At 72.0% G+C, this 13,937-nt stretch carries 1 protein-coding gene; it reads right to left on the bottom strand.

Going from position 1 to position 13,937, the window contains the following annotated elements; all coding sequences use genetic code 11:
- Positions 1–7: 7 nt before the first annotated feature.
- A complete protein-coding gene (locus ACLJPX_RS17080) occupies positions 8–13,894 on the bottom strand; it encodes a type I polyketide synthase (protein ID WP_410600942.1) in 13,887 nt (4,628 codons plus the stop codon).
- Positions 13,895–13,937: the final 43 nt, after the last annotated feature.

Raw genomic sequence — 13,937 nt, 5'->3', positions numbered from 1 at the left:
CGTCTGGTCAGTAGATGCCGAGTTCTTTGCCGATGAAGTCGAAGACTTCGTCGTCCGAAGACGATTCGAGCTTCTCCTCGACGCCGTCGCCGGCGTGGTTTTCCTTCGCTTCTTTCCACTTCGCCAGCACGACTTCGAGCCGGTTGGTGATCAGCGCGGACTCGTCCGCGGTGGCCAGCCCGTCGAGCAGGCCTTGCAGCTTGTCCAGTTCGGCGAGCACCGGGGCGACCGCGCTGACCTCCGCGACCAGGCTCGTCCGCAGGTGTTCGGCGAGCGCGGCCGGAGTCGGGTAGTCGAACAACAGCGTGCTGGGCAACGACATCCCGGTGCTCGAACCCAGCCGGTCGCGCAGTTCCACCGCGGTGAGCGAGTCGGCGCCGAGATCGCTGAAGGACCGGTCGGCCTCCACGACGTCCTTCTCGTGCCCGAGGACCGTCGCCGCTTCGGCGCGCACCAGGTCGACCAGCAGCCGCTGCTGTTCGGCCTGGGAAAGCCCGGACAGCTTCCCGGCCAGCGCGTTGCCCGCGGCCACGCCCGGCTCCTCGTCCCGGCTCTCCAACGCCTCGACGACGTCGGGAAGGCTTTCGATGAGCCGGCTCGGGCGGCGCAGGGTGAACGGCGGCGCGAACCGGCCCCAGTCCACGTCGGCGACGACCGTCAGGCTCTCGCCGCTGTCGAGCACCTGCGCCAGCGCGTTGACCGCGTGGCCGGGATCGAGCATGCCGAGCCCGCGACGGCTCAGCAGCGCCGCGTCCTCGACGTCGGTCATTCCGCCGCCGCCCCACGGACCCCAAGCCACCGAAGTGGCGGCGAGGCCGCGGGCGAGCCGGTTCTCCACCAGCGCGTCCAGGTAGCAGTTGGCGGCAGCGTAGCTGGCCTGCATGCCGCTGCCCCAGGTCGCCGCGATCGAGGAGAACAGCACGAACGCGTCCAACTCGATCCCCGCGGTCAGCCGGTCCAGCGCGGCCGCGCCATCGGCCTTGGCCGCCAGCACGGTCGCCAGTTCCGCCAGGGAAATCTCGTCCAGCGGCGTCGCTTGCGCCACGCCCGCGGCGTGCATGACCACCTTCAACGGCGGGCCGTCGTGCCCGATCCGGGTCAGCACTCCGGCCAGCTCGGACTCGACAGCGGCGTCGCAGGCGAACACCTCGACCGCAGTGCCCTCGCCTGCCAGTTCGGCGGCCAGCGCCGGCGCCCCCGCCGCGGTGGCACCGGAGCGGCTGGTCACCACGAGACGTTCGACGCCGCGCTCGCCGAGCCAGCGGGACACGTGCCCGCCGATCGCGCCGGTGCCGCCGGTGATCAGCGCGGTGCCGGACGGCGCGAACCGCCCCGCCGCGCCCTTGGGCGCACCGGCCCGGCCGAGACGACGGCCGAAGATCCCGTTCTCGCGGATCGCGAGCTGGTCTTCGCCGTCCGAGTCGGCCAGCAGCGCGCACAGCCGTCGCGCGGCCGTGTCGTCGAACTCGACCGGCACGTCGATCATGCCGCCGCCATGGTCGGGGTGCTCCAGCACCGCGACCCTGGCCACGCCCCATACCTGCGACTGCTCCGGATTTTCGGTCGGCTCGCCGGGAAGGGCGGACACCGCGCCCCGGGTGAGCGTCCACAAGGGAGCGGGCAGGTGCAGCGCGATCATCGCCTGGATGAGCGTCTGGGTCCCGGCCACGCCATTGACCAGGTTCGGGAAGCCGGGCGCCGGAGTCTCGTCCAGCGCCAGCAGCGACACCAACCCGGAGACCGCGCCGTCGCCGACGACGTCCTCGATCCGCGCGGTCATGGCCGCCACGTCGGTGCTCTCCACCGCTTCCAGCACGCTCACCTCGGCGCCGTACTCGGCCAGCACGCGCAGACAGGTCCGCGCCAACTCGTGCCCGGCCTGGTCCGGGGTGCGCACCACGATCCAGCGCCCGGACAACGTATGCGCGGCTGGCTCCGGGATCGACGCCCAGCTCACGCGGTAACGCCAGTCCGCGGTGGCCGTGCGGTCGTGTTCACGTTTGCGCCAGGAGACCAGTGCGGGCAGCACCTCGCCGAGCTGCGCACTGTCCTCAAGGGACAAGGTGTCGGCGAGTTCGGTCAGATCGCCGCTCTCCACCGCGGCCCAGAACTCGGCGTCCGCCGCCGAACCCGTCGCGGTGCCCGGTCGCGTCTGCACGCCCTGCGGCCAGTAGCGCTTGTGCTGGAAGGCATACGTCGGCAGCTGCGCGCGGTTCCCCTGGGGAATCAGCGCACTCCAGTCGACACTCACCCCCTGCACGAAAGCCCGCGCCAGCCCGGCGATCAGGCCGGTGCCGTCCTTGCGCTGCAACGGCACGAACCCGGCCGCCGAACCCAACGCCGACAGCGAACCGTCCGGGCCGACCTCCAGGAACACCGAAATCCCCTGCTCCACAAGGGACTCCACCGCGTCCGCGAACCGGACCGGGCGACGCGTCTGCTCCGGCCAGTAACCGGCCTCGCAGTCAGCGACCAGCTCGCCGGTCAACGCACCCGCCCACAACAGCTCCGGACGCTCGTACGTGAGCCCTTCAGCCACTTCGCGCAGCTCGTCCAGCACCGGATCCATCGCGGCGGAATGGAACGCGTGGCTCACCCGCAGCCGCCTAGCACGACGTCCGCGTTCTTTCCACCGCGCCACGATCTGTTCGACCGCATCGACTTCACCAGAGACCACCACCGACTCCGGCCCATTCACCGCCGCTATCGACACCCCATCGACCAGCGTCTCGGCCACCTCGGCCTCCGGCGCGTTGATCGCCGCCATCGCACCACCCACCGGCAACGCCTGCATCAACCGAGCACGAGTAGCAACCAGACGACACGCATCCGACAGAGACAACACACCCGCCGCATACGCCGCCGCCACCTCACCCACCGAATGCCCCACCACCGCATCCGCCCGAACACCCGCGGCGCGCAACACCTCGAACAACGCCACCTCGAAAGCGAACAACCCAGCCTGCGCATACAAAGTCTGATCACTGCCCGGCGTACCCGAAACCAGCACCACATCCCGAACCGAAACACCCAGCTCCAGCTCCAACAAACCCGAAACCCGATCAAACACCTCAGCAAACACCGGACTCGACTCATACAGTCCCCGGCCCATACCAGCCCACTGCGAACCCTGACCCGCAAACACCAAACCCACCCGAACACCCGGATCCGCGACGCCCGAAACAACCGACCCGACGGACTCCCCCGCGGCCAGACTGTCCAGCCCGCTCAGGAGATCGTCGCCGAACACGACGGCCCGATGGTCGAACACCGACCGCGTGGTGGCCAACGCCCAGCCGACATCCACCGGATCCAGCCCACGCCCGACGACCCGCTCGCGAAGCCGCGCGGCCTGCGCCGTCAGCCCGTCCGCCGAACGACCCGACACCACCCACACCGTCGGCTCGTCCGTCGCCACGACCTCGGCAGCCTCTTCCTCGGGAGCTTCCTCGATGATGATGTGCGCGTTGGTCCCGCTGATGCCGAACGCCGACACGCCCGCCCGGCGAGTCCGCCCCGACTCCCAGGCCACGTTCTCCCTCAACAACCGGACCTCGCCCGCCGTCCAGTCCACATGCGACGACGGCGTCTCGACGTGCAATGTCCGCGGAAGTTCCTTGTTCCGCAACGCCAACACCATCTTGATCACACCAGCGACACCGGCGGCCGCCTGCGTGTGCCCGATGTTCGACTTCACCGAACCCAGCCACAGCGGGTCCCGCCCGGCCCGTTCCTGTCCATAGGTCGCGAGCAACGCCTGCGCCTCGATCGGGTCGCCCAATGGCGTCCCCGTACCGTGCGCCTCCACCACGTCCACTTCGGACGCCGACAACCCGGCATTCGCCAACGCCGCCCGAATCACCCGCTGCTGCGAAGGACCATTCGGCGCCGTCAAACCATTCGACGCACCATCCTGGTTCACCGCCGAACCCGCCACCACGGCCAGCACCGCATGCCCGTTGCGCCGAGCGTCGGAAAGGCGTTCCAGCACGAGGATGCCCGCGCCTTCGCCCATGCCCATGCCGTCGGCAGCTTCGGAGAACGCCTTGGACCGGCCGTCCGCCGCGATGCCGCGCTGGCGGGCGAAGCCGACCATCTCCCACGGCGTGGCCATCACCGACACGCCGCCGACCAGCGCCAGCGAGCATTCGCCGGTGCGCAGCGCCTGCCTCGCCGTGTGCAGTGCCACCAGCGACGACGAGCACGCGGTGTCCACGGTGAGCGCCGGGCCTTCGAGACCGAGTGTGTAGGAGATCCGGCCGGAGATGATGCTGGTCGCGTTGCCGCTGATCAGGTGGCCTTCGACCGCTTCGGCGCCGTTCTGCGCGGCCAGCTGCATGCTGACCATCGCGTAGTTCGAGGAGTAGCCGCCGATGAACACGCCGGTGCGCGAACCGCGCAGCGCGACCGGGTCCAGTCCGGCGGATTCCAGCGCCTCCCAGGACAGTTCGAGCAGCAGCCGCTGCTGCGGGTCCATCGCCAGCGCCTCGCGCGGGCTGATCCCGAAGAAGCCCGGGTCGAACGCGGTGGCCTGGTGGAGGAAGCCGCCGTGGCGTGCGTAGGTGGTGCCGGGGTTCGCCGGGTCCGGGTCGAACAGCGCGGCCGCGTCCCAGCCGCGGTCGGCCGGGAACTCGGAGATCCCGTCGCCCCCGGCGGCCAGCAGATCCCACAGCTCCTCGGGGCTGTTGACGTCCCCGGGGAAGCGGCAGCTCATCGCCACCAGCGCGATCGGATCGTCGTCGACGGCCGCCGCCGAAGGCAGTTCGGGCGGGCTCACGGGCTGGGCGCCGAGCAGCGTGGTGCGCAGGTGCTCGGCCAGCACCGTCGGAGTCGGATAGTCGAACATCAGCGTCGCGGGCAGCGGCACGCCCGCCGCGGCCGAAATCCGGTTCCGCAGTTCGACCGAGGTCAGCGAGTCGAAGCCCAGTTCGCTGAACGCGCGGCTCGGCTCCACGTCCTGCGGCCCCGCGTAGCCGAGCACGGCGGCCGCCTCGGCGCGGATCAGGTCCACCAGCAGCCGGTCCTGTTCGGCGCGGGAGCGGCCCGCGAGGCCCTGGGCCAGTTCGCCCGCGTCGCGCTGCGCGCCGCCGTCGGCCTTGAGCCCGGCCTTCAACCGCTGCGCGTCCGGCAGGTCGCGCACGAACGGCAGGTCCAGGATGGCGGCCTGTCCGGGCGCGGCGGCGAGCGCGGGCCAGTCCAGGTCCATCACGGTCAGCACGGTGTCCGGTCCGGCCATCGCCCCGGCCAGCGCCTTGACGCCCAGGTCCGGGTCGATCAGGACTTCCCAGTGGTTGCGGCGCAGCCGGGCGCGGGCGGCTTCGCTGGCCTGCGAAACACCGCCGCCGGACCAGGGTCCCCACGCCACCGACAGCGCGGGCAAGCCACGCGAACGCCGGTTCTCCGCCAAGCCGTCCAGATAGGCGTTCGCGGCCGCGTAGTTGGCCTGACCGGCGCCGCCGAAGGTCGCGGCGGCCGAGGAGAACAGCACGAACGCATCGAGCGGCAGCTCTGCGGTCAGCTCGTCGAGGTGCGCCGCGCCGCCGGCCTTGGCCGACAGCGCACTGGCGAGCCGGTCGGTGGTCATCCGGTCGAGCACGCCGTCGTCCAGCACCCCTGCGGTGTGCATCACCGCGGTGAGCGCGGGTCCGTCGGCCCCGATGCGGTCGATCACTCCGGACAGGTCGGCGCGCGATGCCGCGTCGCAGCCGGTGATCTCCACCGCGGTCCCGGCGTCGGCCAGCGTGGCGGCCAACGCCGCCGCGCCTTCGGCCGAGGCTCCGGAACGGCTGGTCAGCACCACCTTCTCCGCGCCCTGCTCGGCCAGCCAGCGGGCCACCCGGCCGCCGACCGCGCCGGTGCCGCCGGTGATCAGCGTGGTGCCGCGCGGCCGCCATGTCCGCTCGGCGGGCTGCGGCGCGCGCACGATGCGGCGGCCGAGAATGCCCGCGGGCCGCAGCGCCACCTCGTCCTCGCCGCATCCGGCGAGCACCGCGCACAGCCGGTTCGCGGTGCGCTCGTCGAGCACGGCGGGCAGGTCGATCATCCCGCCCCAGCGGTCCGGCTGCTCCAGCAGCAGCACCCGGCCGAGGCCGCGGGTCTGGGTCTGCACCGGCCGGGTCAGCACGTCCCCCGGCCCGGTGGCGATCGCGCCCGTGGTGACCAGCCACAGCGGCGCGGTGACATCCGCGTCGGCCAGCGCTTGGATCAGCGTCGTGGTGCCCGTCAGTCCGCCCGGCACCACCGACGCTCCCTCGAGCGGAGTCTCGTCCAGCGCGAGCAGCGAGACCACTCCGGTCAGCGGCCCGGCGACCGCGGTCGCCAGTTCTTCACGGGTGGCGGTGCTCGCGTCGACTTCGAGCTCGGTCACGTCCGCGCCGCGGGCGGCGAGCGCCTCGACGCACGCGCGCACCAGAGCGTCATCGCCGTGTCCGGTCGGCACGACCGCCAGCCAGGTCCCGGTCAGCGGCGTGGGAGCCGGATCGGAGACCGGACGCCAGGTGACGCGGTAACGCCAGTTCCCGGTGATGTCCCGGTCCTGCTCCCGTCGACGCCAGGCCGCGAGCGCGGGAAGCACCTCTTGGAAGGAACGCTGCGCGTCCACCGCGAGAGCGCCGCCCAGCCGTCCCAAGTCTCCTTCCTCGACGGCAGCCCAGAACTGGGCGTCCGCGGCGGAGACAGCGCCGTCGCCGGACACCGGGGCGGGGCCGGACAGACTGGACCCGGCCAGCCAGTACCGCTGGCGCTGGAACGCATACGTCGGCAGGTCCACCCACTGTCCGGCGGGCAGCACGGCGGGCCAGTCCACCGCGGTGCCGCCGACATACACCTGGGCCAGCGAGGCCAGCAGCCGCGCGACGCCGCTCTGCTCCCGCTCCACCGTGCCGGTGATCACCGGGGCGCCCGGGACTGCCAGGTCCTCGATGGTCTCGGCGATGCCGGTGGTCAGCACCGGCTGCGGGGACACCTCGACGAAGGCGCGGTGCCCGGCTGCGGCCAGCGCCCGGACCGCTTCGTCGAACCGGACGGTTCGGCGGACGTTGGCGAACCAGTACGCGGCGTCGAGTTCCTCGCCGTTCATCCACCGGCATTCGACCGTGGAGAACAGCGGGAACTCGCCCGGCTGCGGCTGGATGTCCGCCAGGCCTTCGAGCAGCTCGTTCTCCAGCCCGGCGATCCCGGCGGAGTGCGCCACGAAGTCGGAAACCGGGACACGCCACCGCAACACCTTGCGCGACGCCAGTTCCCGTTCGAATTCGGTGAGTGCTTCGGTCTCGCCGGAGACCACCGCGGCGGCGGGCCCGTTGATCGCGGCGATCGCCAGCCGGTCCTCCCACCGCACCAGCAGTTCCCGCACTGCCTCGGCGGACATGACGACCGAGAGCATGCCGCCCTCGGCGCCCAGCCCGGACAGCGCCTTGCTGCGGACCGCGACGACCTTGGCCGCGTCGTCCAGCGACAGGATCCCGGCGACGGTGGCAGCGGCGATCTCGCCCTGGGAATGCCCGAGCACGGCGCTCGGCGCGACCCCGGCCGCCGCCCACACCGCGGCGAGGGAAACCATGACCGCCCACAGGGCGGGCTGACCGACCTCAGCGCGGTCGAGATCTTCTTCGTTCCACAGCACCTCGGTCAGCGACCAGTCCACGTACGGTCGCAGCGCCTGCTCGCATTCGGCCATCCGGGCGGCGAAAACCGGCGAGGACGCCAGAAGTTCCCGGCCCATGCCCGCCCACTGCGCGCCCTGTCCGGGGAACACGAAGACCGGCTCGCTCTCCTCAGCCGCCGCCGAAGCGCCGACCACGACGCCGGGAGCGGACTCGCCGGCGGCCACCGCGGCCAGCCCCGAAGTCAGTTCCGCGAGATCGGTGCCGGTGATCACGGCGCGGTACTCGAACACCGTGCGGGTCGACGCCAGCGACCACGCGACGTCCGCCGGGTCGAGATCGGGGCGGGCGGCCACGTGCTCGGCGAGCCGGGCTGCCTGGGCGCGCACGCTTTCCGCGGTGCGACCGGAAACCGTCCACGCGTGCGGGCCCGCAGTGCTCTCCGTGTCTACGGTGGCCTCCGGTTCGGGGGCCTCTTCCAGGATGATGTGCGCGTTGGTGCCGCTGACGCCGAACGACGAGACCCCGCCCCGGCGCGGACGGCCCTCGGCCTCCCACTCCCGCTGCGCGGTGAGCAGTTCGACCGCGCCCGCGGACCAGTCCACGTGCGGAGACGGCTCGTCGGCGTGCAGGGTCTTGGGCAGCTGCTTGTGCCCCAGCGCCAGCACCATCTTCAGCAGCCCGCCGATACCTGCCGCGGCCTGCGGGTGCCCGATGTTCGACTTGACCGAGCCGAGCCAGACCGGCCGGTCCTGCGGCCGGTCCTGGCCGTAGGTGGCGATGACCGCCTGCGCCTCGATCGGGTCGCCCAGCGACGTGCCGGACCCGTGCGCCTCGACCACGTCGACGTCCTGAGCGGACAGTCCGGCGTTCGCCAGCGCCGCGCGGATCACCCGCTGCTGCGAAGGACCGTTCGGCGCGGTCAACCCGTTCGACGCGCCGTCCTGGTTGACCGCCGAGCCGCGGACCACCGCGAGCACCGGATGCCCGTTGCGGCGCGCCTCGGACAGCCGCTCCAGCACGACCATGCCCGCGCCCTCGGCGATGCCCATGCCGTCCGCCTCGGCGGAGAAGGACTTCGACCGGCCGTCCGGGGAAAGCCCGCGCTGCCGGCTGACCCAGACGAACAGGTCCGGAGTGGCCGACACGAACACGCCGCCGGCCAGCGCCAGCGAGCATTCGCCCGAGCGCAGCGCCTGGCTGGCCAGATCGACCGCGACCAGCGCCGAAGAGCAGGCAGTGTCCACCGTGACGGCGGGGCCTTCAAGCCCGAAGGTGTAGGACAACCGGCCGGACAGCACACTCGTGGTGGTGCCGGTCAGCAGATGCCCTTCGATGCCTTCCTCCGCGCTGGAACCGGCGAGACCGTAGCCGGTGAAGCTGGCCCCCGCCCACACCCCGGTCTTGCTGCCCCGCAACGAGGACACCGGGACGCCGGACCGTTCCAGCGCCTCCCAGGAGACTTCGAGCAGCAGCCGCTGCTGCGGGTCCATCGCCAGCGCCTCGCGCGGACTGATCCCGAAGAACCCAGCGTCGAATTCGGCCGCGTCGTAAACGAAACCGCCCTGCCGCACGTATGAGGTGCCGGTGTGCTCCGGGTCGGGGTTGTAGAGGCTGTCCAGCTCCCAGCCGCGGTCCTGCGGGAACGCGCCGATCGCGTCCGTGCCCGACGCCAGCAGCTCCCACAGCTCCTCCGGCGACCGGACGCCGCCGGGGAAACGGCAGCTCATGCCGACGATGACCACCGGGTCGTCGTCCAGCGCCGCCGTCGCTGCCGTCGCGACCGGAGCCGATTCCGCGGCGCCCAGCAGTTCCGTGCCGAGGTAATCGGCCAGCGTGGTCGGGTTCGGGTAGTCGAAAAGCAGTGTCGCGGGCAGTTTCAGCCCGGTGGCGGCGCCGAGGCGGTTGCGCAGTTCGACAGCGGTCAGCGAGTCGAAGCCGAGTTCGCTGAACGCGCGGGAGGCCGGAATGGACGACGGGGACGGGTAGTCGAGCACCGCCGCCGCTTCGGTCCGGACCAGGGTGACCAGCAGCCGTTCCTGCTCGGCCGCGGACAGTTCCGCGAGCTGCTGCTTCAGGGAGCCGCTCGCCTGCTGGTCGGCCGAGGCCTCGCCGGCGGTGAGGGCGGTGCGCACCTCCGGCAGGATTTCCAGCAGCGGGCTGGGACGGCGCAGGGTGAACGGCGGAGCGAACTTCGCCCAGTCCACGTCCGCCACGGTGACCACCGCTTCGCGCGCGTCCATGATCCGCGCCAGCATCCTGATCGCCCGGTCCGGGGCCAGCGGCGACAGGCCGCGGCGTTCGAGCTGCGCCTGGTCGGCGGCGGAGTTCATCGCGTCCGCGCCCCACGGCCCCCATGCCACCGAGGTGGCCGGGAGCCCGGCGGCGACCCGCGCCTCGGCCAGCGCGTCGAGCCGGGCGTTCGCCGCGGAGAACCCGGGCTGCCGCCCGCCGCCCCACACCGCGGCGACCGACGAGGTCAGCACGAACGCGTCCAGGTCGAGGTCCGCGGTCAGTTCGTGCAGCCAGGCCGCCGCGCCCGCCTTGACCGCCAGCACCGCGTCCAGTTCGGCCGGATCGGCGTCCTCGATCGGCCGGTCGTCGATGAGTTCTTCGGTGTGCAGCACCGAGGACAGCGTCGAACCGAGCCCGGCGACGACCGCGGCCACCTCCGGCCGCACCCCGGTGTCACAGGCCACGATGTCGACCGCGGTGCCCGCCGCCGCCAGCTCCGCGGCGAAAGCCGCCGCCTCGCCCGCGTCCGGACCGCGCCGCCCGGCCAACACGACGCGCGAGGCGCCCCGGTCGGCCAGCAGCCGGGCGACGTGCCCGCCGATCTTGTCCGCCTCACCGGTGATCAGCGCGGTTTCCCTTGGCTTCCAAGGCGTTTCGCCACCGCGCGGCGAGGCAGCGCGCAGCAGCCTGCGTCCGAGGACACCCGTCTCGCGGATCGCGACCTGGTCCTCGCCGCCTCCGGCGAGGAGCGCCGTCAACCGCTTCGCGGCCCGACCCGCCAGCGTCGCGGGTACGTCCACGAGTCCGCCCCAGCGGTCGGGGTGTTCGAGCGCCGCGACCCGGCCGAGTCCCCAGACACCGGCCTGTGCGGGATTCTTCGGTGCCTCACCGGGAACCGCCGCGACCGCACCGCTGGTGACCGTCCACAATGGAGCTTCGAACTGAAGGTCGCCGAGGGCCTGAACCAGGGCAACGGTCTGCGTCAGGCCGTGCGTCTCGTCCAGCGAGAGCAGCGAAAGCACGCCCGACAACTCGTCGCCCGCCAGCAGGGCGGCGATCTCGCCGCGATTCCCGGTGCCGTCCGGCAGCTCCAGCGTCCGCGTCTCCGCACCAGCGTCCGCCAGTGCGTCGCGGCATTCCTGCACGAGGGGGCGCCCAGACTGTCCCGCCGCCGTCACGACGAGCCAGTTCCCGCCGAGCCGCACAGGCGCGGGCTCCGCGACGGGCGCCCAGCTGACCCGGTACCGCCAGTCCTCGCCCGGCGTTTCCGCACCGCTTCGCCGAACGGCGGGCAGTTCGTTGTTCAGCCAGTAGCGCTGGTGCTGGAACGCGTAAGTGGGCAGCTCCACCGGCTTCCCAGCCGGAAGCACCCGGCACCAGTCCACCGACAGACCGTGCACGAAGCCTTCCGCGAACGCGGTCAGCAACCGCTCCGCACCCGCGTTGTCCCGCTCCACCGTCCCGACCGCGACGACCCCGGAAACCCCGGCATCCTCGGCGGTCTCCCGCACCGACGCGACCAGCACCGGATGCGGCGAAACCTCCACAAAGGAATCGAAGCCGTCCGCCAGCAACGCCCGAGCCGCACTCTCGAACTGCACCGTCTGCCGCAGATTCCGGTACCAGTAACCGGCATCCAGCTCCTCATCGGACACCCAACCGCCCGTGACGGTCGACATCATCGGCACCCGACCGGCCCGCGGAGAGATCCCGCCGAGTTCGTCCGCCAGCACACCTTCCAGCGGCTCGACCGCCGACGAGTGCGCGACAAAATCCGTCTCCGGAACACGCCAACGCAACATCTTCCGCGACGCAAGCTCCCGCTCGAACTCCGCCAGCGCCTCCGGATCACCGGACACCACCGTCGCCGCGGGGCCGTTCACCGCCGCCACCGACAACCGATCACCCCACCGCTGCACCAACTCGGCCACCGAACCGACCGGCGCAACCACCGACACCATCGACCCCTCGACCGACAGCCCCGACAATCCCCGGGACCGGGCCACCACAACCCGGGCCGCATCCTCCAACGACAACATCCCCGCCACCGTCGCCGCCGCAACCTCACCCTGCGAATGCCCCACCACAGCCTCAGGTTCGACACCCGCCGCTTCCCACACCGCCGCCAGGGAAACCATCACCGCCCACAACAACGGCTGCACCACCGCCGCCGAGCCCAACTCCGCAGCCTCGGTCAACACTTCACGCGGCGACCAATCCACACAGGACGCCAACGCCCGCTCGCACTCCACGAACCGATCGGCGAAAACAGGACTCTCCGCCAGGAGCGCACGGCCCATGCCCACCCACTGCGCGCCCTGCCCGCCGAACACAAACACCGCACGCGCGCCAGAACGCGCCACCCCACGCACCGGAACCCCCGACAGCAACGACTCTCGGTCGCCACCCACCGTCACGGACCGGTGCTCGAACACCGACCGCGTCGCCGCCAGCGACCACCCCACGTCCGCCGGGTCCAGCTCCGGACGAGCCCCGACCCACGCCGCCAACCGGCCCCACTGCCCCGCCGCCCCGTCCGCCGAACGCGCCGACACCGGCCACGCCGTCGCCTCGCCCGCCACCACCGGGACGCGCTCGACCACCACCGGCAAATCGTTCTCCGCAGCGTCCACATCGGACACCTCGGCGGACTCGGCAGCCTCGTGCCCGGCCGGGGCTTCCTCAAGAATGATGTGCGCGTTGGTCCCGCTCATCCCGAACGACGACACCCCCGCCCGCCGGACCCGCTCCCCCGGCTCCCACGGCACCGGCTCGGCCAGCAGCCGCACCTCGCCCGCCGACCAGTCCACATGCGGGGTCGGCTCGCCCACGTGCAGCGTTCGCGGCAACTGTCCGTTCCGCAGCGCCAGCACCATCTTGATCACCCCGGCCACCCCGGCCGCGGCCTGCGAGTGCCCGATGTTCGACTTCACCGACCCCAGCCAAAGCGGACGGCCCTCCGGCCGCTCCCGGCCGTAGGTCGCCAGCAGCGCCTCCGCTTCGATCGGGTCGCCGAGCGTGGTCGCGGAGCCGTGCGCCTCCACCACGTCGACGTCGGAACCGGACAGCCGCGCGTTGGCCAGCGCGGCGCGGATCACCCGCTGCTGCGAAGGACCGTGGGGCGCGGTCAGCCCGTTCGACGCGCCGTCCTGGTTGATCGCGCTGCCCCGGATCACCGCGAGCACGGGGTGGCCGTTGCGCTGCGCGTCGGAAAGCCGTTCCACCGCCAGTACGCCGGCGCCCTCGGCCCAGCCGGAACCCTCCGCGTCCGCGCTGAACGAACGGCAGCGCCCGTCGGTCGACATGCCGCGCTGGCGCGAGAAGCCGACGAACACGCCGGGCCCGGAGATGACCGTGACCCCGCCGACCAGCGCCAGCGAGCACTCGCCGGAGCGCAGCGCCAGCGTGGCCAGGTGCAGGGCCACCAGCGAGGAGGAGCACGCCGTGTCAAGCGTCACCGCCGGGCCTTCCAGCCCCATCGTGAACGCCACGCGTCCCGAAAGGACACTCGTCGACACCCCGGTGACGAGATGGCCTTCCGAACCGCCGGCCTCGGCCGCGGGGTTGGCGCCGTAGCCCTGGTTGTAGGCGCCGACGAACACGCCGGTCTTGGTGCCGCGCAGGGAATCCGCCGGAATGCCCGCCCGCTCGACGGCCTCCCAGGCCACCTCCAGGAAGAGCCGCTGCTGCGGGTCCATCATCAGCGCTTCGCGCGGGCTGATCCCGAAGAACTCGGCGTCGAACCCGGCCGCGTCGTAGACGAAGCCGCCGTGCCGGGCGTAGGAGGTGCCCGGATTATCCGGGTCGGGGTCGTAGAGGTTCTCCAGATCCCAGCCCCGGTCCTGCGGGAACTCGCCGATGGCGTCGGCGCCCTCGGCGAGCAGCTGCCACAGCGCGTCGGGGCCATGCGCGCCGCCGGGGAACCGGCAGCCCATGCCCACGATCGCGATCGGCTCCTGTCCGCGCTGCTCGACGTCGGCGAGCTGGCGACGGGCCTGTCGCAGGTTGGCCGTCACGAGTTTGAGGTAGTCGCGGAGCTTGTCTTCGTTCGCCATCTGGTCCCAACCTCGCCTGACTACCGGGGTTCTGTCTCTTGCG

It is taken from the genome of Amycolatopsis sp. lyj-90, from assembly GCF_046549035.1.
GTDB lineage: Bacteria > Actinomycetota > Actinomycetes > Mycobacteriales > Pseudonocardiaceae > Amycolatopsis.
This window is presented reverse-complemented; position numbering and strand designations above follow the sequence as displayed.